21 protein-coding genes are annotated in these 23,458 nt (G+C 68.3%); 10 read left to right on the top strand and 11 right to left on the bottom strand.

Annotation, left to right across the window (positions count from 1 at the left end; all coding sequences use genetic code 11):
- Window positions 1-46: 46 nt before the first annotated feature.
- On the top strand, window positions 47-1,021 hold the full coding sequence (locus tag NDR87_RS20885) for a LysR family transcriptional regulator (RefSeq protein WP_251914704.1): 975 nt from the start codon (window positions 47-49) through the stop codon (window positions 1,019-1,021).
- Between the two features lie 168 nt (window positions 1,022-1,189).
- Window positions 1,190-2,188, top strand: a complete 999-nt coding sequence (locus NDR87_RS20880; protein ID WP_251914703.1) for an alpha/beta hydrolase family protein — start codon at window positions 1,190-1,192, stop codon at window positions 2,186-2,188.
- 33 nt (window positions 2,189-2,221) lie between these two features.
- Here NDR87_RS20880 and NDR87_RS20875 read toward each other — a convergent pair whose 3' ends face one another.
- Both NDR87_RS20875 and NDR87_RS20870 read right to left on the bottom strand, forming a co-directional pair.
- A complete protein-coding gene (locus NDR87_RS20875; RefSeq protein WP_251914702.1) occupies window positions 2,222-3,445 on the bottom strand; it encodes a cytochrome P450 in 1,224 nt (407 codons plus the stop codon).
- 12 nt (window positions 3,446-3,457) lie between these two features.
- On the bottom strand, window positions 3,458-4,120 hold the full coding sequence (locus NDR87_RS20870) for a TetR/AcrR family transcriptional regulator (RefSeq protein ID WP_251914701.1): 663 nt from the start codon (window positions 4,118-4,120) through the stop codon (window positions 3,458-3,460).
- Window positions 4,121-4,225: 105 nt separating this feature from the next.
- Between NDR87_RS20870 and NDR87_RS20865 the strand changes: the two genes are divergently transcribed.
- The 4 genes from NDR87_RS20865 to NDR87_RS20850 all read left to right on the top strand — a co-directional run bounded on the left by NDR87_RS20865 (window position 4,226) and on the right by NDR87_RS20850 (window position 7,995).
- Window positions 4,226-5,401, top strand: a complete 1,176-nt coding sequence (locus NDR87_RS20865; protein ID WP_251914700.1) for an FAD-dependent oxidoreductase — start codon at window positions 4,226-4,228, stop codon at window positions 5,399-5,401.
- A gap of 46 nt (window positions 5,402-5,447) precedes the next feature.
- Complete coding sequence (locus NDR87_RS37775; protein WP_251914699.1) at window positions 5,448-6,257, top strand: tryptophan 2,3-dioxygenase family protein; 810 nt, start codon at window positions 5,448-5,450, stop codon at window positions 6,255-6,257.
- Window positions 6,254-7,471 carry a hypothetical protein gene (locus tag NDR87_RS20855; RefSeq protein ID WP_251914698.1) on the top strand — a complete coding sequence of 406 codons (1,218 nt, stop codon included), beginning with the start codon at window positions 6,254-6,256 and terminating at the stop codon, window positions 7,469-7,471. Before NDR87_RS37775 ends, NDR87_RS20855 begins: the two co-directional genes overlap by 4 nt.
- Before the next feature lie 68 nt (window positions 7,472-7,539).
- The gene (locus NDR87_RS20850) at window positions 7,540-7,995 is read left to right on the top strand and encodes a hypothetical protein (protein ID WP_251914697.1); all 456 of its coding nucleotides are present in this window, start codon (window positions 7,540-7,542) and stop codon (window positions 7,993-7,995) included.
- Here NDR87_RS20850 and NDR87_RS20845 read toward each other — a convergent pair.
- Window positions 7,940-8,422, bottom strand: coding sequence for a hypothetical protein (locus NDR87_RS20845; protein ID WP_251914696.1), 483 nt, complete (start codon window positions 8,420-8,422; stop codon window positions 7,940-7,942). The genes NDR87_RS20850 and NDR87_RS20845 overlap by 56 nt on opposite strands.
- 79 nt (window positions 8,423-8,501) lie before the next feature.
- Window positions 8,502-9,665 carry a M66 family metalloprotease gene (locus NDR87_RS20840; protein WP_251914695.1) on the bottom strand — a complete coding sequence of 388 codons (1,164 nt, stop codon included), beginning with the start codon at window positions 9,663-9,665 and terminating at the stop codon, window positions 8,502-8,504.
- Window positions 9,666-9,973: 308 nt separating this feature from the next.
- Here NDR87_RS20840 and NDR87_RS20835 point away from each other — a divergent pair, with 308 nt between their 5' ends.
- Window positions 9,974-11,302 carry a serine hydrolase gene (locus tag NDR87_RS20835; RefSeq protein WP_251914694.1) on the top strand — a complete coding sequence of 443 codons (1,329 nt, stop codon included), beginning with the start codon at window positions 9,974-9,976 and terminating at the stop codon, window positions 11,300-11,302.
- Between the two features lie 183 nt (window positions 11,303-11,485).
- Here NDR87_RS20835 and NDR87_RS20830 read toward each other — a convergent pair whose 3' ends face one another.
- Complete coding sequence (locus tag NDR87_RS20830; RefSeq protein WP_251914693.1) at window positions 11,486-11,680, bottom strand: hypothetical protein; 195 nt, start codon at window positions 11,678-11,680, stop codon at window positions 11,486-11,488.
- 426 nt (window positions 11,681-12,106) lie between these two features.
- Between NDR87_RS20830 and NDR87_RS20825 the strand changes: the two genes are divergently transcribed.
- Window positions 12,107-13,651, top strand: coding sequence for a beta-N-acetylhexosaminidase (locus NDR87_RS20825; RefSeq protein WP_251914692.1), 1,545 nt, complete (start codon window positions 12,107-12,109; stop codon window positions 13,649-13,651).
- A 98-nt stretch (window positions 13,652-13,749) separates the two neighbouring features.
- Here NDR87_RS20825 and NDR87_RS20820 read toward each other — a convergent pair whose 3' ends face one another.
- Both NDR87_RS20820 and NDR87_RS20815 read right to left on the bottom strand, forming a co-directional pair.
- The gene (locus NDR87_RS20820; protein WP_286013817.1) at window positions 13,750-14,766 is read right to left on the bottom strand and encodes a triacylglycerol lipase; all 1,017 of its coding nucleotides are present in this window, start codon (window positions 14,764-14,766) and stop codon (window positions 13,750-13,752) included.
- Window positions 14,767-14,969: 203 nt separating this feature from the next.
- Complete coding sequence (locus NDR87_RS20815) at window positions 14,970-16,106, bottom strand: CoA transferase (RefSeq protein WP_251914691.1); 1,137 nt, start codon at window positions 16,104-16,106, stop codon at window positions 14,970-14,972.
- Window positions 16,107-16,388: 282 nt separating this feature from the next.
- On the opposite strand from NDR87_RS20815, the gene NDR87_RS20810 reads away from it, so the two are divergent.
- Complete coding sequence (locus NDR87_RS20810; protein WP_251914690.1) at window positions 16,389-16,538, top strand: hypothetical protein; 150 nt, start codon at window positions 16,389-16,391, stop codon at window positions 16,536-16,538.
- Here NDR87_RS20810 and NDR87_RS20805 read toward each other — a convergent pair whose 3' ends face one another.
- Complete coding sequence (locus NDR87_RS20805; protein ID WP_251914689.1) at window positions 16,539-17,201, bottom strand: TetR/AcrR family transcriptional regulator; 663 nt, start codon at window positions 17,199-17,201, stop codon at window positions 16,539-16,541.
- Between the two features lie 30 nt (window positions 17,202-17,231).
- Window positions 17,232-18,971 carry a pyruvate dehydrogenase gene (locus NDR87_RS20800; RefSeq protein WP_251914891.1) on the bottom strand — a complete coding sequence of 580 codons (1,740 nt, stop codon included), beginning with the start codon at window positions 18,969-18,971 and terminating at the stop codon, window positions 17,232-17,234.
- Between the two features lie 124 nt (window positions 18,972-19,095).
- Here NDR87_RS20800 and NDR87_RS20795 point away from each other — a divergent pair, with 124 nt between their 5' ends.
- Complete coding sequence (locus tag NDR87_RS20795) at window positions 19,096-20,052, top strand: LLM class F420-dependent oxidoreductase (protein WP_251914688.1); 957 nt, start codon at window positions 19,096-19,098, stop codon at window positions 20,050-20,052.
- On the opposite strand, the gene NDR87_RS20790 is transcribed toward NDR87_RS20795, so the two are convergent.
- Together NDR87_RS20790 and NDR87_RS20785 are read right to left on the bottom strand one after the other, a co-directional pair.
- The gene (locus NDR87_RS20790) at window positions 20,006-21,457 is read right to left on the bottom strand and encodes an APC family permease (RefSeq protein WP_251914687.1); all 1,452 of its coding nucleotides are present in this window, start codon (window positions 21,455-21,457) and stop codon (window positions 20,006-20,008) included. The genes NDR87_RS20795 and NDR87_RS20790 overlap by 47 nt on opposite strands.
- Window positions 21,458-21,566: 109 nt before the next feature.
- Window positions 21,567-23,240, bottom strand: coding sequence for an ABC-F family ATP-binding cassette domain-containing protein (locus tag NDR87_RS20785; protein WP_251914686.1), 1,674 nt, complete (start codon window positions 23,238-23,240; stop codon window positions 21,567-21,569).
- Window positions 23,241-23,458: the final 218 nt, after the last annotated feature.

Genomic DNA, 23,458 nt, shown 5'->3' with positions numbered 1-23,458 from the left:
CGTCGACTGTGATGGCCAACACATCACACGGTCAGAACGAGTATTGATGCAGATACCAACGCCCGCAATGCCCAGATGCGCAGGGCATATCTGCAAGAATGCAGATGTGTCCGATCCGACCCGCCGACCCAGCGCGGACGATCTGCTCGTGCTGCTCGCGGTGGGCCGCTCGGGCCGATTCATCTCGGCGGCCGAGGAACTCGGCATCAACCACACCACCATCTCCCGGCGCATCGCCGCACTCGAACAGGCACTGGGCGGGCGCGTGCTCACCCGGGTCACCGGCGGCTGGGAGCTGACCGACCTGGGCCGCACGGCGCTGGCGGCCGCCGAGGCCGTCGAATCGGCGGTGCGCTCACTGGGCGGCGACACCGGCGGCGAGCGCACTCTCGAAGGCGTGGTGCGCATTTCGGCCACCGACGGCTTCAGCGCCTATATCGCCGCCCCGGCCGCCGCCCGGGTGCGGCGCCGCCATCCACGCATCGCGGTGGAGATCGTGGCGGCGACCCGGCGCGCCTCCACTCAGCGCTCCGGTGTGGATCTCGAGGTCGTGGTCGGCGAGCCGAAGGTGCTGCGGGCGCGGGCGATGCGGCTGGGCGACTACTGCCTGGGCCTGTACGGCTCCCGCGATTACCTTGCCGCGCATGGCATTCCGAGCGCGGTCGACGAGTTGGCGACTCACCCGCTGGTGTACTTCGTCGAATCGATGCTGCAGGTCGACGATCTGGACCTGGCCACGAACTTCGCGCCGATGATGCGCGAATCCGTCTCCTCCACCAATGTTTTCGTCCACGTCGAGGCGACCCGCGCCGCGGCCGGGCTGGGACTGCTGCCGTGCTTCATGGCCGACCGCCATGCCGATCTGGTCCGGGTGCTGCCGGACGAGGTGGCCGTCCGACTGACCTACTGGCTGGTGGCACGCGGTGAAACGCTGCGGCGACCGGAGGTGGCCACGGTGGTCGACGCCATCCAGGCCACGGTGCACGAACAGCGCGACGCCCTGCTGGGCAGCAGCCGCTAACGCAAAACAGTCAGCATAACCGCTGATCAAAGCCATGCGTGCCGCACATCACATGGACTTGGGCAAATTTCTAGCAACAATTATTCGACGCCGACCGATAGGCATTCCGAGCGCAGCAGCACGCGCTCGCCCTGCGGCTCCTGGCCGCTCGAGCGAAAGGTCGACAACATGCGAAGGATTCGGGGACTTTCCGTATTGGGCATCGCACTGGCGATTCTGGCCCCGCTGGGCATCTCCGTGCTCGGGTCCGGGGCGACGGCATCGGCCGCCTTCACCCCCGCGGCCTTCGACTTCTGGGTCGATTCCCCGAGCATGGGACCGATCAAGACCCGGATCCTGCGCGCCGCCGACGGCAATACCGATCGCGTCGTCTACGCCCTGGACGGTATGCGCGCCCGCCAGGATCTCAACGGCTGGGAGATCGAGACCAATGTGGCCGACGCCATGGCCGCGTGGAATATCAATGTCGTGATGCCGGTCGGCGGCCAGTCCAGCTTCTACGCCGACTGGAACGCCCCCAGCTCGTTCTTCGGCGAACCGGCCGGTTCGGGCTCCTCCAGCGGTTCGGCCGGACCGGGTAAGAGCTACCGCTACGACTGGGAGACCTTCCTGACCCGGGACCTGCGCTACGCCCTGCGCGACCGGCTCGGCTTCCGCGCCGACCGCAACGGCGTCTTCGGCCTGTCGATGGGCGGCAGCGCCGCGCTGACGCTGGCCGCCTACCACCCGGATCAGTTCAGCTTCGCCGGGTCCTACTCCGGCTACCTCAATATCTCCGCCCCCGCGATGCGCGAGGCCATACGCGCCGCGATGGTCGACGCGGGCGGCTACAACGTGGATTCCATGGCCCCGCCGTGGGGCCCGCAGTGGCTGCGCATGGACCCGTTCGTCTTCGCCCCGCAGCTGATCGCCAACAACACCCGCCTGTGGGTGTCCGCGGCCAGCGGCCGCCCCGGCGCGGGCGATCCGCCCTCGGGCGACACGGTCAACGGCATGGTCCTCGAGGCCCTGGCACTGGCCAACACTCGCGCCTTCCAGGCCCGCATGGCCAGTCTCGGCGGCGGCAATGTGGTCTACGACTTCCCCGAATACGGCATCCACGCCTGGAACACCTGGCAGGACGAGGCGTATCGGATGCTGCCGGATCTGTCGGCCAATATCGGCTGAGCCGCGGCGTGATTCGAGCGCGGCCGGGCTGCCTCACCCTCGCGGGCGAACCGGCAGCTCGGCCATTCCGCGGATGAGGAAGCTGGGCTGCCAGCGCGGGATGAAGTCCGAATCGGCCAGGGTCAGGTCCGGGAAGCGTTGCAGCAGAGCCGAAAACGCGATTTGGGCCTCCAACCGGGCCAGCGGCGCGCCCACGCAGAAGTGAATGCCGTGGCCGAAGGCCAGATGTCCGGTGGCATCGGCGGTGACGTCGAGGCGATCGGGCCTGGCGTAGCGGGATTCGTCGCGATTGGCGGCGGTCAGCACGACATAGACCAGTTCTCCGGCCGGGATCTCGGTGTCGCCGACGCGGGTCGGCTCGGTGGTGTAGCGCGCGGTGGCCCAGCCGACCGGCCCGACATAGCGCAGGAACTCCTCCACCGCCGCCGGGATCAGGTCCGGATCGGCGCGCAGGGTCTCCCATTGCGCTCGGTCGCTCAGCAATGCGTGCACGCCGTTGGCGATCAGATTCACCGTCGTCTCGTGCCCGGCGACCAGCAGCAGAAATGCCATGGCCACCAGTTCCTCGGCGGTGAGCTGATCGCCCTCGTCGCTGACCTGCACCAGGCCCGACAGCAGATCCTCGCCGGGCCGCATCCGCTTGTCCGCCACCAGATCTCGCAGATACCGCGACATCTCCGCCGAGGCTCGTTGACGCTGCGGGACATCGGCCGCACCGCCCAGCAGAATCTTGGTCCACGCCTGAAATTCGGCCCGGTCGGCGAACGGCACCCCGAGTAGTTCGCAGATGACCGTGACCGGCAGTGGGGTCGCGAACTCCGCCAACAGATCCACCACCTCGTGCCGCGCCATCTCGTCGAGCAGGCCCGCCGTGATCTGCTCGATTCGGGGCCGCAACGCCGCCACCCGGCGCGGGGTGAACGCCTTGTTGACCAGCTTGCGCAGCCGGGTGTGGTCGGGTGGATCGCTGTTGAGCATATGCGCGGCGAGCGTGTCGGCATTCGAGTCCTCGGTGAGATCCGGATTCTTGCGCCGGAAGACCTCGAACATCCCCTCGACATCCTTGTGCAGCCGCGGATCGGCCAGTGCCGCACGGGCTTCGGCGTATCCGATGACCACCCACGCCGAGACGGAATTCTTGAACCGGGCCGCCAGCACCGGCCCGCGGGCGCGCCAGCGTTCGTAGTAGCTGTCTGGATCGTCGTGAAAATCGTCGCCGACGAACTCGATTCGATCCACGGCCTCCGTCTCGACCAATGTCGCACCCCTTCACGGCCGCCCCGACGGCGAACCTCCGAGATCCACGCTACCGAAGCCGCCGACGGGCGGGAGTCCTCGTCGCGTGCTCGCGTGGATGCCGGTGAACATGGCGGGGACGAGGCGCTCGAGGCGTCGCCGCGCGACACGCTCGTCGGCGGCGGTGAGCGCCACATGATGAACCACCCCGACGAGTGCCTCCGCCAGGACCTCGGGTGCGGCCGCCGGTTCGATCCGGCCCAACGATCGTTCGGCGGAAAGGTATGCGGCCGCGGCACTTTCGAAGGCGTCCAGTCCCGCGGTCGCCTCCCCCAGCACCTCGCGCACGCGATCGGTGAGCTCCGGGCGGGCGACCAGCAGCCGGGTCGAGGCCATCACGGTCGTCAGGGGCACCGCCAGCACCGCGGCGAGCAATGTCTCGATCACCTCCCCCGTACCCGCCCGCTGCGGCAGGCCCGCGACCTCGGCCGAGATCACGAAGGCCCGATCGACGGCAAAGGCCGCCAGAAAGCCGTCGAGATCGGTGAAGTGGGCGTACAGCAGCCCCGTCGCCACCCCGGCCGCACCGGTGATCGCGCGGCCACCGAGCCGGCCGGGCCCGTCGCGCAGGATCACTCGCTCGGCGGCCGCGAACAGCTGCTGCCGGACCTCGGGGATCGCGACACCTCTGGGCATGGAGCGAGTTTAGCGGCCCCTATCGGGTCAACACGGGGTTGACGATAGTTTGAGCATGCGCTCATACTCGTTCTCGAGCAATCGCTCATACCGACAGGAGCTCAGATGAGGACCAAGCAGAGGCGTGCGATCGTCTCGGGTGCGGGGATTGCCGGGCTGGCGACCGCGCTGCGGCTGTACCGGGCCGGATGGGATGTGCTCGTGGTCGAGCGCGCATCATCCCGACGCAGCGGCGGATATCTGGTGAACATCAACGGGTTCGGCTACGATGCGGCCGAAAAGCTCTGCATCCTGCCGCATTTGGCCGCCCAAGACATCGGCTGGTTCACCACGATCCTGGTGCGGGCCGATGGGAGCGAGAAGTTCACCGTCCCGGTCGAAATCGCCCGGGCCGCCGTGGGCTCGCGGATGGTGTCGGTCTTTCGCGGCGACGTGGAAACGGCGCTATACGAGCAAGTTTCACCGCTGGTGCCGATCCGGTTCGGCACGGTGGTCGAGGCGGTCGAGCAGACTCCCGACGTCGTCCGCGTGCGGCTGAGCGACGGCGGCGACGAATACGCCGAGCTCCTGATCGGCGCGGACGGGTTGCACTCGGGGGTACGCAGGCTGGTGTTCGGGCCCGATGCCGGGCTACGAAAGGATCTGCGGCACATGGTCGGCGCGTTTCCGCTGCGGCGGGTGCCCGACGGCGTGCCGATGCTCGCGGGTACCACATTCATCGGTCCCGGACGCACTGCCGCGGTGATCAATGTGGGACCGGAGCGCTCCTCGGCCTTCTTCACCTATCGCACCACCGATCCCGCGGCGGAGCTGGCGCGCGGGCCGATCGCGGCACTCGGTGGGGTCTTCGGCGATCTGGGCGGCGGCGTGCGTGATGCGCTGGCCCAGCTCGCAATGGATTCCGGCGCGGCCTACTTCGACTCCGTATCCCAGATCGTGACGGACCGCTGGAGCGACGGACGGATCGTGCTGGTCGGCGACGCCGCGTGGTGTGTGACCCCCTTCGCCGGATATGGGGTCGCGCTGGCGTTGGCGGGCGCCGATCGGCTCGGCGACGCCCTCACCCGGCACGGCCACGATATCGCCGCCGCATTGGCGTCCTGGGAGTCCGCCCTGCGCCCGGAGGTTCGCAAGCGCCAGGCCGCCGCCCATCGGGGTGCGGCGCGCTTCGCCCCGGCCACCGAATTCCAGGTGCGGATGAACGAGCTGACGATGCGGGCGATCGGGCTGCCAATCCTGCGCGGTGCCGTGGGGTGGGCGATCGCGCGCGCGAACCGTTGACTGCGAAATGCGGCGCGGCCGAGGGTGAACCGAGCATGATGGCGCCGTGGCATCCTCTCCGAATCGCGTCGACCCCTCCCCCGCGCTGACCTACGGGTCCTACCTCGCCCTCGACGAGGTGCTCGGCGCCCAGCATCCCCGCTCGGACGAGCACGACGAGATGCTGTTCATCGTCATCCACCAGGTGTACGAACTGTGGTTCAAGCAGTTGCTGCACGAGGCGGGCCAGCTGCAGCGCGCACTCGAGGCCGGCGATACGCCCCATTCGCTGCACACGCTGCGCCGGATCCTGACCATTCTCAAGGTCGTGGTGGCCCAGATCGACGTCCTCGAGACCATGACCCCGCGCCAGTTCACCAGCTTCCGGGATCGGCTGGACGCGGCCAGCGGCTTCCAGTCCGCCCAGTTCCGGGAGCTCGAGGCCGTGCTCGGCCGCCGCGACGAGCGCGCGTACGCGCACTATCCGTCCGGCAGTGCGGGCCGCGAGCGGATCCGGGCGGCGATGGCTCGGCCCTCGCTGTACGACTCGTTCCTGCGGTATCTCGCCCTGCAGGGCTATCCGATTCCGGCCGATCGACTGGACCGGGACGTGCGGATCGCGAGCGAACCGTCGGTCGAGATTCAGGATGTGCTCCATACCGTCTACACCGACGACCGCGGCGCCGCCCAGGTCGCCGAGCGGCTGGTCGACCTCGACGAGGGGCTGCAGGAGTGGCGGTACCGCCACGTCATGATGGTGCGCCGCACCATCGGCGACAAGCCCGGAACCGGCGGCTCCTCCGGGGCGGAGTATCTGCGCGCCAGCCTGTTCCGCCCGGTGTTCGCCGATCTCTGGGCGCTCCGGAGCCGCCTGTGATCACCGTCGAGGACGTACGCGAACATCCGAACGCCCTGGCGCGGCACTACTCTCGCTTCCGGGTCGGCGAGCGGCTGCTGCTGACCGGGCATTCGCATCAGGCGTGGCCGGATGTGGCGCTGCGGGGTCAGCTCGCGGCCTTCGACGACGCGGCCGACGCGGTGGACGCGAAATGGGACCGCGCGCAGGCCCGCGCCGAGGCGGTACGGGCCGGATTCCGCGCGCTGCTGGGCGATCCCGGCGCGGAACTCGCCCTCGGCGCCAACACCCACGAATTGGTGGTGCGCTTTCTGTCCACCATCGATCTGCCGCATCGCCCGCGCCTGGTGACCACCGGCGGTGAATTCCACAGCATCCGAAGGCAATTGGACCGCCTCGCCGAGGAGGGCGTGGAGCTGGTGCGGGTGCCGCCGGAGCCGGTGGAGACCCTGGCCGCGCGACTGGGTGAGGCCGTCGACGGGCGTACCGGCGCGGTGCTGGTGTCGTCGGTGCTGTTCGAGACCGCGCGCATCGTGCCCGGCCTCGGCGATCTGGCCGCGGTATGCGCCTGGCGCGGAGTGGAGTTGCTGGTGGACGCCTATCACGCCCTCGGTGTCGTGCCGATGTCGGTGCCCGCCGAGGGGCTGGACGCGGCGTGGGTGGTCGGCGGCGGTTACAAGTATCTGCAACTGGGCGAGGGCAATTGCTTCCTGCGCATCCCGCCGCAGGCGCTCGAGGCGCGGCCGGTGATCACCGGTTGGTTCGCCGAATTCGGCGCACTGGCCGCCGAACGCGGTGACGAACGGGTGCGCTACGCGTCGGGAGCGGACCGATTCGCCGGCGCCACTTACGATCCCACGAGCCATTACCGGGCGAGCGAGGTGTTCCGGTTCTTCGAAGAACACCACCTCGCCCCCGAATTGCTGCGCCGAATTTCCCTGCACCAGAACGAATTACTGGCGCGGCTGTTCGACAAACTGGACGCACCGCCCGCACTGATCGATCGCGACCGGGCCGCGCCCCGCTCGGCCTTCGGCGGATTCCTCGCTCTACGTTCACCACTGGCCGCCGAGCTGTGCCGGGAATTGGCGGTGCGCGGTGTCGCCGCCGACAGCCGGGGCGAGTATTTACGGTTGGGGCCCGCGCCTTATTTGTCCGATTATCAATTGACGGCGGCGATGTCGGCCCTCGGCGAAATTGTTCATTCTCGGGACCATTCGCCGAAATCTGAGTAACGTCGGATCGGAAAGTATTACCGCCGAGAACAACCCGATTCGATCACCTGTTTCGAGGGAGACGCGTCATGCGGAAGTTCATCACCCGGTCGGCACTTGCCGCCGTCGCCGGATCATTGTTCGCCGCCGTCGCCGCCGGTTCCGGCCCCGCCGCCGCGGGCCCGGGCCCGGATGCGTTCGCCCCACTGATCACCGTCGGCGCCTACGAACGCGGCGGGGCGATCACCTGCGCCGGATATCTCGATGTCATCGGTGACGTATTTCCGGGCCAGCAGCCCGGTCCCGCGATGATCCTGCTGCAGAGCCATTTCGCCGGGATCAGCCCGCGCTGCCTGGTCAGCGGCACCGTCGCCTGGACCAATCTCGACACCGGCGCAACGGGTTCCAAGAGCTGGGACCTGTCCGGCTGGGACGGGCCCGCCGCGCCCACGGCGGTCTATTTCGATCCGGGCCGGGGCCGGATCAGCTTCACGGTCGACTCGGTGACATGGTGCGTACCGAGTCGCGGTGAGATGAAGGTGTGAGGCGGGATTCGAATTCGGCGAATGCCGGAATCGGCCCGGTCGCATCGAATGGCACGGCGAACGGCTTCATCGCATTGCCGAACAGGCAGCGATCGCCGCACAGATGAATCGGAATCGCCAGCAGCGCCCATTCGAATCCGAAGACCGCGATCCACAGGCCCGTCACCACGGCCTGGGTCACGAAGCTGTGCATCGCGTTGTAGAGCAGGTAACAGATCTTCGGCACCGCCGCGGTGCGGCGCTGGGCGATCATTCCGGGGAGGTAGCCCACGACGTCGATGTAGGCGAACAGGATCAGCGCCGGAACCCACCGCACCTGGTCGAGATGTACCACGAACAACGTCACGCACACCGCCAGCGCGACCGCGTATTCCAGGCGATACAGCCGGAAGGTGGCGGGAGTTTCGAAACGGTTGCAGGCGTCCATGACCGCCAGTGTCGACCCCGACGCTGACAACGCGCTGAAACGGGTGTGACGGCCGGTCCGGCCGCCACACCCGCGTCCGTCAGTGCTCGTGCAGCGGCGTGTTCTGCAGCCGGTCGAATTCCTCCTTCGTCATCTCCTCCGGCGACTGCTCGCGCGGCATGCGCAACTGGGGCGAGGCGGTGCCGATGTCACCGCCGTCGAATACCAGTGACGCCCAGTTGTTCTGGGCACGCAGCGTGCCGTAGCCGTCGTCGTTGTTGACGTCGGCGCGCACGGTACCGCTGTTGATGCCGCCGCTGCAGTTCCAGTCGATCGGCTTGTCGGCGCCGTTGGCGGTGCGCCTGCGCGAGTTGTCCGGGCAGAAGTACACCGTCTTCCACTTGGCCGCGGTCTGGCCGAGACCGCTGCCCTCGTTCAGCGCGGATTCGTTGAGGGCGGCCGGGTTCACGCTGGAATAGCCGAAGTCCGCACCACCGGCGGCGAGCGGCACACCCGAGAACTGGAAGCTGTAGTTCATCACGCTCAGGTAGTTCGGCTTGTAGTTCACGTGATCGGTGCCGCCGTGTCTCAGGCCCAGGTTGTGCCCGAGTTCGTGGATGAACGTGCCGACATTGTGGTCGTCACCGGCGTTCCACCCGCACTTCGGGCCGAGCGAGACCACGAAGGTGTCGGCCGGAATGCCCAGCGAGATACCGCTCGAGCAGCCGTTGTTGTAGGAATCCGCCCAGATCATGTAGTGGAAGATCCGCGACCGGTTGCGGTTGAAGTTGCTGCCCTTGATGCGGTCGACCTCGGTGTCCACCGGCGACAGGTTGTTGTCGTAGGGAACCTGATTGCCGCCGCCCAGGTTGTACTTCGCGCCGCGGGCGTTGCCCGCGTCCAGATGGATCGCGATGCCCTGCCTGCCATCCGGATTGGCGACCGGGGCCGCGGCGAAGACATCGACGATGCGGTCCAGGGCCGGCCCGCTCGGCAGACGTCCGTTCATGTAGTCCATCTCGACGAAGATGTCCTTGTGCCGCGGATTCGCGCCCATGGCGGGCAGATCCACATCGATCCTGCCGTCGCCGTTGGCGTCGTAGCCCTTCAGCTCCCAGTCGTCGGCCAGACCGTCCCCGTCGCTGTCGGCGAGGGCGGCGGGCTGCGGCTGCGGTTCGGCCACCGAGGTCGCGGGTGTGAGCGCCACCCCGAACCCGGACAGCAGCGCCACACAGGCGACGAGTGATTTTCGATACGTTGACACAGCGAACTCCTCCGGGCCGCAGGGATACACGGCCCTTCCAAGCGGAAAAAGTGGGTTGGGGCTGTCATTCAACAACAACCGACCGCCCGTTCGCTTGCGCTACACTCGCTGTTATGCGTTGCGCCCCAACGTATCCCGGCCGTGCCGTCGAAAACGTCACCCAGTAGGGGGATCAGCGAGGGTGAAGGACGCCCGCCGGGAACCCCCACCCCATAACCGTCGCCCCGAGAACTGCGGGCGGGTACGACGGCTAACGACCCTCGCGCGCAACCGATCTGGTGAACAGGAGCTCGGGAACGGGGACAGCTGTGGGTGGACGAACGACGCGTATCGCGGTGCTGGTGATCACGACGGTGATCGCCCTGCTCGGCCCCGCCGTCTCGGCGGCGCGGGCCGACTCCGGCGGCCTGAAACGCTGCGAGGTGAGCGACGGGCGGTCACCGCAGACCGCGACGCCGGAGGAGGTCGGGCTGGATTCGGCCGCACTGCGCCGGGCCATCGCCTTCGCCGCCGATCCGACCCGGTTGACCGTGCGGGTGTTCCGCAACAACTGCCTGATCGCCTCCGGCCCGGACAGCGACCGCTACGCCCGGCTGGCCTGGAACATGTGGAGCAGCACCAAGAGCGTGGTCTCGCTGCTGACCGGCATCGCGGCCGACGAGGGCAGGCTGCGCATCGACGATCCGATCGATGCCTATCTGCCGCCCGGACTCGGCGATGCGGCCCACCGCGCCATCACCGTGCGCAGCCTGCTCACCGAGACCTCGGGCATGCAGGTGGCGGTCGCCTCGGAGGGCATCACCGGTCTGGCGCAACTGGATCCGAATGTGGTGGCCCAGGCCATGGCCATGCCGATCCGGTATCCGCAGGGCACGGTCTGGCAGTACAGCCAGCGCGCGATCGATCTGCTCGCGGCCGTCGTGCAGCGCGCGGTGGGCGCCGACCTGCAGGACTACGCGCAGCGGAAACTCTTCGCGCCATTGGGAATTCCGCGCAGCGACTGGTACTGGGGTCGCGATCGCAGCGGAAACACCTACGGCTACGCCCATCTGATGCTGCCAGCCGACGACTTCGTCAAGCTCGGGCTGCTGATCGCCAATCGCGGCAGCTGGCATGGCATCCGGGTCGTCTCGGCCGAATATCTGGGCGAGGCGTCGCGCCCGACCGCGACCAACCCCTGCTACGGCTTCCTCCTCGTGGTCAACGGCCCCGGATGTGGCGTGCACTTTCCCGGACTACCGCCGGACGCGGTGCAGATGTCGGGCATGATGCGCCAGGACAATTTCATCGTGCCCAGCCTGGGCCTGCTGGTCAGCTGGACCGGCATCACCGTGCCTGGCAGTGCGCTCAGCTTCCCGCACGAGGTCCTGCGCGGCATCGAGGCGGCCTTCCTGGAACCGCGTCTGCCCGATCCGGGACCCTATGTGCAGCAACCGGACATCAGTCTGGCCGATCCGATGATCTCCAACCCGGACGCGACGCTAGCCGCCCTGGGCATCGGCCCCAACGCCTACCCCGGCTGCGGGCCGCTGACCTGCCTGGGCAAACCGCTCGCCCCGCCGTTCGGCGACTGGCCGCCCGGCTGCTTCATCGTCGGCTGCGTCGGTTCCGATCCGGCCACCCCCGGCATCCGGTAGGAACTCCGCCCGGATCCGGCGCCGGTACTCCGCGATGTACCCGCTGTAAGCCACCAGGACCGCCGCCGCGGGCAGGCCCAGTACGGCAGCGATCAGCGGCATCAACGATGCCAAGGGTCTCCTCCTAGTTCGAGTGGGCCTCACGGCTATAACCACGACCGCCCGCCGCAAACATGGGAAGTTCTACAGACCGAGGCAGAACAGCGCCGAACCGGTGCTCAACAGGCAGTTGAACGGGTTCGGCACCGCATCGAACGCAGAGAGGACCGGGGTTGCCGGGGCGGGCGCCTCGGCCCGCGCGGGCACGGCGGCCGTGCCGAGCAGGGCCACGCCCAGGGCGGTGCACATGCCGAAGGTGACGAGACGACGGGCGCCCATCGCGATCTCCTCTCCAGTTCGTACCGCGGACCGTGTCTCCGGATTACCCGGCCGGGCCGGGATCATTCACCGTGATCGCGGCGCACCCCCTACTGCTTCCGCACCGCTCGAGTGCGTGATCGTTCTCCGCTCGAATGCGCAGATTCGCTCAGCGCCGATCACCGTGCCGATTAATCGAGTTGCGATGTAATACAGACCTTTTCATGCCACTTGGGCATCGCTTCGGCTATCCAATCGCGCAATCGCTCGCCCGTTTTCCGCTCGTTTCCGCTACACCCCTTACCTGAAAGCCGCAGCACCGTAACGGAATTGATCCGAACAAACCCGAGCGGCTTGTAGTCTGATTCGCGCCCGACCCTCCTCGTCTCTCGGAGGTGCACCTTGCGAAAACTACTCTCTCCCTTCGTATTCGGCGCGATTGCGAGCATGGCCATCTTCGGCCTGCCCGGGACCGCCCTCGCCGACGACCCACCGGCCCTCGACCACGCCGTGGAGCGGACGGTCACCGATATCGTGCCGATACCGGTGGAGGCCAAGCCCGATCCGGGGGGCACCTTCGTCCTGCACCCGGGTGCGGTGATCCGCGCCGAACACCAGGCCAAGCAGGTCGCGGAATATCTGGCCGGACTGCTGCGCCCCGCCACCGGCTTCCGCATTCCGGTCGTGGACCGCCACGACCGGGGCAAGTCCGGTATCACCCTGCAGCTCGGCGACGCCGGTCCGCGCTTCGGCAACGAGGGCTACAAGCTCAGCGTGAATCGCAAGGAGATCACGCTGACGGCCAACACCACCGACGGCCTGTTCCTCGGCGTGCAGTCGCTGCGCCAGCTGTTCCCCGCGGCGATCAACAAGACCACCAAGCAGAATCAGAAGTGGGTCGTCGCGGGCGGCACGGTGATCGACAAGCCGCGCTACGCCCGGCGCGGCGCGATGCTCGACGTGGCCCGGCACTTCTTCAAACCCGACCAGGTCAAGCGCTATATCGATCAGATCGCCCAGTACAAGATCAATACGCTGCACCTGCACCTGACCGACGACCAGGGCTGGCGCATCGAGATCAAGAGCTGGCCGAAGCTGGCCGAGATCGGCGGCAAGACCGCGGTCGGCGGCGATCCGGGTGGCTACTACACCCAGGAGGAGTACCGCGACATCGTGAACTACGCGGCATCGCGGCACATCACGGTCGTGCCCGAGGTGGATATGCCCGGCCACGTCAACGCCGCCCAGGCTTCCTACGGCGAATTGAACTGCGACGGCATCCCCAAGCCGCCGCGCACCGATATCGAGGTGGGCTACAGCTCGCTGTGCATCTCGAGTCCGACCACCTACAAATTCGTCGAGGATGTGATCCGGGAGCTGGCGGCCCTGACCCCCGGACCGTATCTGAACATCGGCGGCGACGAGGCGCACGCCACCCCGCGCGAGGACTACATCGCCTTCTTCAAGAAGGTCATGCCGATGCTGCAAACCTACGACAAGAAGATGACCGGCTGGCACAACTTCGTGATCGCCGAACCGCCCGCCTCGGCCATTCCGCAGTATTGGGATCCCGCCCGCAGCAATGCGGACGTGGTCGCGGCCGCGCAGCGCGGTAACAAGATCCTGATGTCCCCGGCCAACAAGGCCTACCTGGACATGAAGTACAACCCCGAGACCCCGCTGGGCCTGAAGTGGGCCGGATATGTCGAGGTGAAGGATTCCTACGACTGGGACCCGGCCACCTTCCTGCAGGGCCTGTCGGAGAAGCACATCGCGGGCGTGGAGGCGCCCCTGTGGTCGGAAACCCTGCGCACCAGCGCGGATATCGAATTCATGGCATTCCCGCGGCTGCCGGGCATTGCCGAAATCGGGTGGTCCCCGGCATCGACCCACAATTGGGACAACTATCGGACGCGCCTGGCGAAGCAGAGTCCGATCTGGTCGGTGCAGGGCATCAATTTCTACCGCTCACCACAGGTGGACTGGAAGTAGTCCACCCCGCCCGGAGAAACGGCCAGCAAATGAGGGGCTGACCGACATTCCCTCGCCCCGGCGCACCGCGCCGGGGCGAGGGCCTGCCGGGGCGAGGGTCACGGATTGAACGTACAGACCAGTTCGGGCGAAGCGATCGGATCCAGCGCTCGCAACACGATCGAGGTCACCCGCGGCGAGTACCCCATGTCGTTGTGCGTGGAGACGTCGATCGGACAGCCGTCCTGCAGCAGGATGTTGTGCACGGTCGCGCCCGGTCCCGCGGTCAGATACGTCGCGTAGTACGGCGAACTCGTCTCGTCGTATTGGGTCGCGATGACCGTGTACTCGACCCCGGGAACGGTGTCGCCATCGGCGTTCAACGCCGTGAGATAGTCCGAGCCGGGGAGCTGTTCGAGACCGGCGGGGCCGATGAGCTCATCGATCAGCGGGATGACACCGGTACCGAGGTTCTGCTGGGCCACGAGGACGAGGCTGCCGATTCCGCTCAGCGTGGTGCCGTGATTGGTGGCGCCGAAGGTGATGATCTTCTCGACCTTGTTCTTCGCGGGATCGTTCGGATCGGCGCCACCACCGTCCTTCAGATACTGGCGCGCGAGCAGTCCGCCCTGCGAATGCCCGATCATGTCCACCTTGTCGGCGCCGGTCGCCGCGAGTACCCGCTCGACGAAGGCGCCCAGCTGGCGCGCGGATTCCGCGATCGGGCCGATCGCGCCGATCCAGGGCTTGACGAGCCCGGGACCGGGGACGTCCGGGCGGCCGTAGTTCAGGGCGAAGACACAGTAACCGGCCTGTGCCAGTTGCGGAGACAGGCGCGAGAAGCTGCCCAGGGAGCTGTTCCACGTGCCGTGCAACAGGATGACCGGTCGCGGGTGTGCCGCCGTCGGCTTGCAGGTCCAGTCGTTCGCCCCCTGCGGCGCGAGATCGGTATCCCGCAGCATTCCGTAGGTGATCCAGGCGGCGATCCCGTTGTCGAGGACCGGCCCGTAACCGACGGTGTCCGAGGCATGCGAGGCGATCGCCGGGACCGGCTCCGCCGCGGCGACCCCGCCGGACATCGAGCTCAGCGATACGAGGGCCGTCGCGACCAGCGTTGCGGATCCCCAGCGGACCATCGTCCACTCCCTTCGCAATGTCAGGTTGGCAACCAACGAGACATCGCCGCCGTCGGGGAAGCAACCAGGTCAACGCCGACTGTCTCGCCCTTACACAAGGTTCCGAACCGCACTAACCGAGATCTGGTTATCTTTCAGTAACCTACACCCGGCCGCGGTATCCGCAAGGGCGACATCCCCCCTCCTCGCCGGTCTCCGCCGGATCAGTCCTCGTCCAGCCAGGCGAGCAGTTCCGCGTCGTCGGCCCCGAGAGGCGGTGGGGCCGTGCGATATCGGGCGGGCGTCTCGGACAGGCCGATCGGATTGGCCACCAGATCGCCCGCGACCCGCGGCCGCAATCCGAGCCGGTCGGCCAGCGCGAACGCCCCGGCCAGATCGTTGACCGGACCGCAGGGCACACCCGCCGGGGTGAGCAGTTCATACCATTCGTCCGCGGTCCTGGTACCGAGCGCCTCGGTGAGCCGGGCCCGCAGCACGTCCGCGTGCGCGACCCGACTCGGATTGTCGGCGAACCGGTCGTCGTCCAGCAGATCGTCCGCCTCGAGCACCCGGCACAGCGCCGCGAATTGGCCGTCGGTGCCCACGGCCAGGGCCAGCGGACGGTCGGCGGTCTCGAACACCTCGTACGGTGCGATGGAGGGATGCCGATTGCCCATGATGCCGGGCACCACCCCCGCCATCGTGTAGCCCGCACTCTGATTCACCATGCCCGACAGCAGGCTCGACAGCAGATTCACCTCGACGTGCTGCCCGCGGCCGGTGGCCTCGCGGTATCGCAGCGCCGCCAGGATGCCGACCGACGCGTGCAGTCCGGCCAGCACGTCCACCACCGCGACGCCGACCTTGGTGGGTTCGCCGGGCCGTGGGCCGGTGATGCTCATCAGTCCGCCCACCGCCTGCAGCAGCAGGTCGTAACCCGGCAGCGCGGCGCCCGCCGCGGTGCCGAAGGCCGAGATCGAGCAGTACACCACGCCCGGATTGCCCGCCCGCACCTGCTCGTAGGACAGGCCGAATTTCGCCATGACCCCGGGTCGGAAGTTCTCGACCACGATATCGGCGCGCCGGGCCAGTTCCCGGGCCCGGCGCTGGTCCTCGACATCGCCCAGATCCAATGTCAGCGAGCGCTTGTTGCGATTGACCGATCGGAAATAGGTGGCCTGTCCGTCGGCGAACGGCGGGCCCCACGCTCGGGTGTCGTCCCCGCCGCCCGGCCGCTCGACCTTGATCACCCGCGCACCCAGATCGGCCAGCAGCATCGTGGCGTACGGCGCGGCCAGCACCCTGCTGAAATCGGCCACCAGCAGACCCGCCAGCGCCGATCCGCCATCGGGTTCGGTCACCGCACACCACCACCTTTTCCATCCGTAGGGAAATATTCGATGACAAACAGTCAACCAGCGTCTGCCCGAATGTCACGGGAGGTTTGCCACCACCCGGTAGACCTCAGGGTACGGCCGGACAGTCGGCTGTCCATGCGCGATGGTCCCGCACCCGGAGGACCATCGAAACAACTGTGTGCGTTGAGGATTGACCCCACACCCCGCGGGTATGGCCTCGGCGAAGGCAGCGTTCGCGCCTTCGATGCCCAGCACGGGCGAGAAGTAGCGGTTCAGGAGGACAGCGTGATCGACAACACCAACACCGCGCAGGAGTCGGGCAACACCCAGAATCCGGTCGTCTGGCCGGACCCCAGCCCGCTCAGCTCCTGGTGGGACGCCGTCATGCGCGGCGAGGGCGCGGCCAAACAGCGTGTGGCACAGACCACCCGATAATCATCGCCCCGGGCGGTCGGCTCGGTCCGCCTCGTCGAGTGCGGCCCGCACCAGAGACCTTGCCGCCCAGACCATCACCTCCGTCGCCGCCTCCGGCTCGAGCCCGGTCACATCGCGCGTGGTGACCATGGCCTCGACCCCACAGACCAGCACCACGGCATTGACGAGGCGGTCGAGTTCGGCGGGGGCGAGCCGATCCGACAGCGGGGCCAGCGCACGGCGTACCAACCGCAACCGGGTGGTACCGCGCACCGGTACCCGCTCCGGCTCGGCCTTGGCGGCCTGCTCGAACCAACGATCCAGGATGGCCCGCAGCGAGGCCCGCCACAGCGCCTCGTCGGCGAACTGGGTACGCGCCACGGAACGGATCACGGTCTCGAGCCGATCGAGCGGATCATCGGACAGGTGCAGCGCCGCCGGATCGAACTTCTCCCGAAACGCCTGCTCGCGGATGGCCACATCGCTGTAGAGCGACTGCGGATTCGGGAAATACCGATAGGCGGTGGCGGGCGATACTCGCGCCGCCTCGGCCACCTCGGCGATCGACGGGGACCGCCCGTCGCGCAGCAGCGCGATCGCCGCGTTGATCAATGCCTCTCGCGTGCGCTGCTTCTGATTCTGCCGCCCGCTGGTGAGGAATTCGTCGCGACGTGCCACGCTCATCGCACCAGGGTAGACAACTCCCGCCCCGCGCTACGGCCGCGGAATATTGCGCAGGTTGGTGCGCGCCAGCTCGATCATCTTGCCCACGCCGCCGTCGAGGACCGTGCGTCCCGCGGCCAGCGCGAAGCCGCGGACCTGGGCGGCGGTGATCTTGGGCGGGATGGACAGCGCGTTCGGATCGGTGATCAGCTCGATCAGCGCGGGTCCCGGACGGCCGAGGGCGGCGGTGAGCGCATCACGGATCTCGGTCGGCTTCTCCACCCGCACCGACGGGATGCCGCAGCCCGCGGCGATGGCGCTGAAATCCACTGCGGGATGGTCGGTTCCGAAGTCCGGGTAGCCGTCCACCAGCATCTCCAGCTTGACCATGCCCAGCGAGGCGTTGTTGAAGACCACGATCTTGACCGGCAGGTCGTAGAGCGCCACGGTCAGCAGATCACCCATCAGCATCGACAGACCGCCGTCGCCGGAGATGCTCACCACCTGGCGGTCGGGATGGGCCAGCTGCGCGCCGATCGCATGCGGCAGGGCGTTGGCCATACTGCCGTGCCGGAACGAACCGATCACGCGGCGGCGGCCGTTGGGCGTGAGATACCTTGCGGCCCAGACATTTCCCATGCCGGTGTCGACGGTGAAAATCGCATCCTCGGCGGCGACGTCGTCCAGGATCGCGGCCGCGTACTCCGGGTGGATGGGCGTGCGGTGCTCGATTTTGCTGGTGTAGGCGTCCACCACGCGCTGCAGGCCGCGCTCGTGCTCGCGCAGCATTCGGTCCAGGAACGAGCGGTCGGTGCGCTCGCGCAGGCGCGGCAGCAGCGCGCGCACGGTCGCGCCGACGTCGCCGTGCACGGCCAGGTCCAGCGGGGTGTGCCTGCCGAGCCGGGCCGGGTCGATATCGATCTGAACGGTGCGGGCCTGCGGCAGGAAGTCATCGTAGGGAAAGTCGGTGCCCAGCAGGACGATTCGATCCGCGTCCTGCATGGCGTCGTAGCAGGCGCCGTAGCCGAGCAGCCCGCTCATGCCCACGTCGAATGGATTGTCGTACTGGATCCACTCCTTACCACCCAGCGAATGGCCAACGGGCGCGGCCAATTTCGCGGCCAGCGCCATCACCTCGTCGTGTGCGTCGCGGCAGCCCGCCCCGCAGAACAGCATGACCTTCTCGGATGCGTCGAGCAGCCCGGCCAGTTCGGCGACGGTGTGCTCCGGCGGCACCACCGGCGAGGGCTGGGCGAGCGGCACCACGGCCGGTTCGGCATTGGGTGCGGTGCGCGCGGCGACGTCACCGGGCAGGGCCAGCACCGCCACCCCGCCGCGGCCGACCGCGGTCTGCATGGCGATGGTCAGCAGCCGCGGCATCTGCTCGGGCTGGGAGATCAGCTCGCAGTAATGGCTGCATTCGACGAACAGCCGCTCCGGGTGGGTCTCCTGGAAGTAGCCGGTGCCGATCTCCTTCGAGGGAATGTGCGAGGCGATGGCCAGCACCGGCGCGCCGCTGCGATGGGCGTCGTAGAGGCCGTTGATCAGATGCAGATTGCCGGGTCCGCAGCTGCCCGCGCAGACCGCGAGCCGCCCGCTGACCTGGGCCTCGGCCGCGGCGGCGAAGGCGGCGGTCTCCTCGTGCCGGACATGCACCCAGTCGATGCCGTCGGTGCGGCGGATGGCATCGACGATCGGATTGAGGCTGTCGCCCACCACGCCGTAGACCCGTCGCACCCCGGCCCGCTGTAAGGTCCGCACCAACTGCTCGGCAACCGTGGTCATATGCACTCCTTTCATCCAGAAACGATCTTGACCGATTCGGCGGGCCGGAAACGTGGCCTTCCTCGCCCGTTTGCCCAGGGGGCGCTCGGGTAGCCGATCTGCGACGCGTACATCTCGGAGGGAGGCATTCGTGCAGATCGGATACAAGCTCGCCGCGGAGGCGTTCGGGCCCGGCGACCTGATCCGGCAGGCCGAGCTGGCCGAGCGAGCCGGTTTCGACTTCGTGGAGATCAGCGACCACTATCACCCCTGGCTGGACAACCAGGGTCATTCGCCGTTCGCGTGGACGGTGCTGGGCGCGATCGCGGCCCGCACCGAACGCATCGGCTTGGCCACGGGCGTCACCTGCCCGACGGTCCGCTACCACCCGGCGATCATCGCGCAGGCGGCGGCGACGCTGGCGCTGATATCCGGGGGCCGCTTCACGCTGGGTGTCGGATCCGGTGAGCGGCTCAACGAGCATGTGGTCGGACCCGGATTCCCGGAGTCGGTGCAGGGCAGGCACGAACTGCTGCGTGAGGCCCTGGAGATCATCCGGCTGCTCTGGCAGGGCGGCTACCGATCGTACGAGGGCAAACATCTGAAGCTCTCCGATGCCCGGGTCTTCGACCTGCCCGATGAGCTCCCGGTGATCGCGGTAGCCGCGGGCGGGGAGCAAGCCGCGCGGCTGGCGGCCGAGTTGGGCGACGGCCTGTTCGCCACCGAACCACGCGCCGATCTGGTCGAGACCTATCAGCGGGGCGGCGGCAAGGGGCCGCGCTATGCCGAGGTGCCGGTGGCCTGGGCGCCGGACGAACACACCGCGGCGCGGGCCGCGCTCGAGACCTCCCGCTGGGCGCTGACCGGATGGAAGGTCATGAGCGAGCTACCGAATCCGGTGAACTTCGCCGCGGCCTCGAAGACCGTGCGGGAGGACGATATTCGCGAGCAGTTCACCTGCGGCAGCGATCCGTCCGCGTATGTCGAGGCGGTGCGCAAGTACACCGACGCGGGCTATGACCACGTGGTACTGCAGAACGCCGGGCCGGATCCGGAGGGGTTCATCGAGTTCTTCCGGAACGATCTCGCGGCTCGTCTGCGGCAGTGACCCCGGCGTCCGCGCGCCGCGCGGACAGGGTGAGCGCGCGAATCATGCCGAGGCCGAACACGATCGGCACCACGGCCAGCAGCAACACCGGCGCGATGCCGTCGCCGACGAGCTGAGTGAAGTTCCGCACGATCACGGCGAGCGCGCCGGTGAGCGCGATCAGCGCGCCGAGCGGGGCCAGGAGGGTGTGCCACAGCCGCCGATCGTGACCGGTCCGCCGGAAGAAGACCAGGACGGCCAGGCAGACCAGCAGCAGCATCGCGAGAATGCCGAGGGTGCCCGCCCAGGACAGCCACAGATACACATCCAGCGGGCCGATCCGCAGCACCGCGGCGCTCAGCAGGATGGCGGCGGTGAGCCCGGTCGTCACCAGCGACGCCCGCCCCGGCGAGCCGTGCCGGGGGTGCACGGCCGCCAGCGCCTCGGGCGCGACCGACTGTGCGCCGAGCGACCACAGATAACGCGCGACCACGTTGTGTACCGAGAGCACTCCGGCGAAATAGCTGGTGACCAGCAACACCTGCAGCACATCGCGCATCGCCGGGGCGACGAAGCCCGCCGCCAGATCCAGATACATGCCCGTCGGATCGGCCTCGGCGACCTCGAGCACCCGGTCGGTCCCCACCCCCACCGCCGTGGCCCAGGCGGAGAACGCGTACAGCGTGCCGATCAGACCCAACGCCAGGAAGGTGGCGCGCGGGATCGTGCGATCGGGATCGCGTGCCTCACCGCGGAATACGACCGTGGCTTCGAAGCCGGTGAAGGTGAGGAATGCGAGCATGAGCCCGAACCCCGGGGCGTGCGCGCCGGTGGTGGCCGCGAGCGGTGACAGCGACGCCAGGCTCAGCCCGTCGTGCCCGCCGCGCGCCACGATCGCCAGATCGACGAGCAGCACGCTCGCCGCCTCCACCACCAGGGCCACCCCGAGCACCCGACCGCCGATCTCGATATTGCGGTAGCCCAGCAGCCCCACGATGACGCCGAACGCGGACGCCCACAGCCAGGGCGAACCGCCGTGGCCGGTCCAGCGCTCGACCAGCTGCACCACGACCTGACCCACATAGCTGAGGGCGCTGCCGAGCATGGCGGTGTAGGCGACCACGGCCACGAACGCGGTCCCGATCCCGGGCAGCTCCCCCAGGCCCGCCCGGACATAGGAATAGAAGGCCCCGGCGTTCTCGACGTAGCGGGTCATCGTCGTGAACCCGACGGCGAACAGCATCAGTACGGCCCCCGCCACCAGGAAGTACAGCGGCGCCCCCACCGACCCGCTGCTCGAGAACAGCACCGGTGTCAACGCGACCACCGCACCCAACGGCGCCGCCGCCGCGGTCACCATGAAGACGATCGACCCGACACCCAGCGTCCCCCGTAACGCCTCCCCCGAAGAGCTGTTGCCACCCACGCTGTCACCTACTGCCCGGACCGACGAATCCCCTGGCAGAACCCTGCGCAGAGCGAGCATCAGCGTAACGACCCCAGCCGATGACGCAACCGGAAGGTCGGTTTGCCGGTCAGGGTCGCACGACCCGCCTCTCGTCCCACACCGGCTCCGACGACTCGTACACCGAGCCGTCGCCGCCGAAGACCAGGAACCGATCGAAGTCGCGGGCGAACCAGCGATCGTGGGTCACCGCGAGCACCGTGCCCTCGAATTCGGCGAGGGCGCGCTGCAGCGCCTCTGCCGAAACCAGATCGAGGTTGTCGGTCGGCTCGTCGAGCAGCAGCAGCGTCGCACCGCCGAGTTCGAGCAGCAGGATCTGGAAGCGGGCCTGCTGCCCGCCGGACAGCGAATCGAAGCTCTGCTCCGCCGCGCCCGCCAGCTCGTAGCGGGCCAGCACGCGCGAGGCCTCCTCGCGCGGCAGTCCCGATCGATGTTCGTCGCCGTGATGCAGGATCGACAGCAGGGTGCGACCCGCGAGATCCGGACGCCCGTGCGCCTGCGCGAACCACCCCGGCCGCACCCGCGCCCCCAATCGCGCCGTGCCCGAATGCGATACGGGCTCGACGGGCAGATCTCCGACCGGTTCGTGTTCCGGTTCCGGCGCGGTGCCGCCCGCGGCGAGCAACCGTAGGAAATGGGATTTGCCCGAGCCGTTGGAACCCAGCACGGCCACCCGGTCGCCGAACCACACCTCGAGATCGAACGGCCGCATCAGCCCGGTCAGTTCCACGCCCTCGCACACCACGGCCCGTTTACCAGTCCGCCCGCCGGGCAATCGCATCGATACCTGCTGCCGCAGCGGCTGCGCCTGCGGCGGTCCGGCCTGTTCGAACCGGTCCAGTCGGGTCTGGGCGGCGCGGTAGCGCGAGGCCATATCCGAGTTGTAGGCGGCCTTCTGTTTGTACATCAGGACCAGCGCACGCAGTTTGGCGCGCTCGTCGTCCCAGCGCCGCCGCAGTTCGTCGAGCCGCTCGAAGCGGTCGGCTCGCGCCCGATGGTAGGTGTCGAAGCCGCCCGCGTGCACCCAGGCGGTATTGCCCGCCGCGCCGCGTTCGATCGTGACGATGGCACGGGCGGTGCGCGCCAGCAGCTCGCGGTCGTGACTCACGTAGAGCACGCTCTTCGGCGTTTCGACCAGGCGATCCTCCAGCCAGCGCTTACCCGGCACATCGAGGAAGTTGTCCGGTTCGTCGAGCAGCAGCACCTGGTCGGGCCCGCGCAGCAGCGCCTCCAGCACCAGACGCTTCTGCTCCCCGCCCGACAGCGTTCGCACCGGCCGGTTCCGGCACCGATCGAAGGGCAGACCCAGCGCTTCCACGGCGCAGACGTCCCACAGCACCTCGGCCTCGTATCCCCCGGCGTCGCCCCATTCGGAAAGGGCTGTCGCATAGGCCATCTGGGCGGCGGTGTCGTCACGCTCGCGCAGGGCCGCCTGCGCCGCGTCCAGCGCCGCGGCGGCCCGGCGCACCCGCGGCGCAGCCACCGACAGCAGCAGATCCCGCACGTCGGCGCCCGCCCGGTCGATGAACTGCCGCATCACCCCCAGGCCGCCGCTGCGGGTCACCGCGCCCCCGTGCGGGTCGATCTCTCCCGCGATCATGCGCAACAGCGTCGTCTTACCCGATCCGTTGGCCCCGACGAGCGCGACCTTCGCCCCCTCACCCACCCGAAACGTGATCTCGTCCAACAGAACTCGACCGTCCGGAAGCACAAAGGAGACCGCGTTCAGATCGATGTGCCCCATGGGGCGAATGTATCCCCGCCGCGCCGGAGAAGTCTCGTCATTTTCCGGGGCCGTCGGTCACCGGACCTCGACGCCCTTCTCCCCGAAGGGCTGACAGCGATACGGAGGCGGCGCAGCCATAAAAAACCGCCCCCGTGGGAGCGGCTGTGCGAGGAACCTGTTGAAACTGTGGTCGGTCCGCATCTCCCTGATGCGGACCCGACGCGCCGAACTCCTCG

It is taken from the genome of Nocardia sp. CDC159, assembly GCF_023740735.1.
GTDB classification, from domain to species: domain Bacteria; phylum Actinomycetota; class Actinomycetes; order Mycobacteriales; family Mycobacteriaceae; genus Nocardia; species Nocardia pulmonis.
The sequence above is the reverse complement of the archived record's forward strand: the minus strand, read 5'-3'. Positions and strand labels throughout refer to the sequence as shown.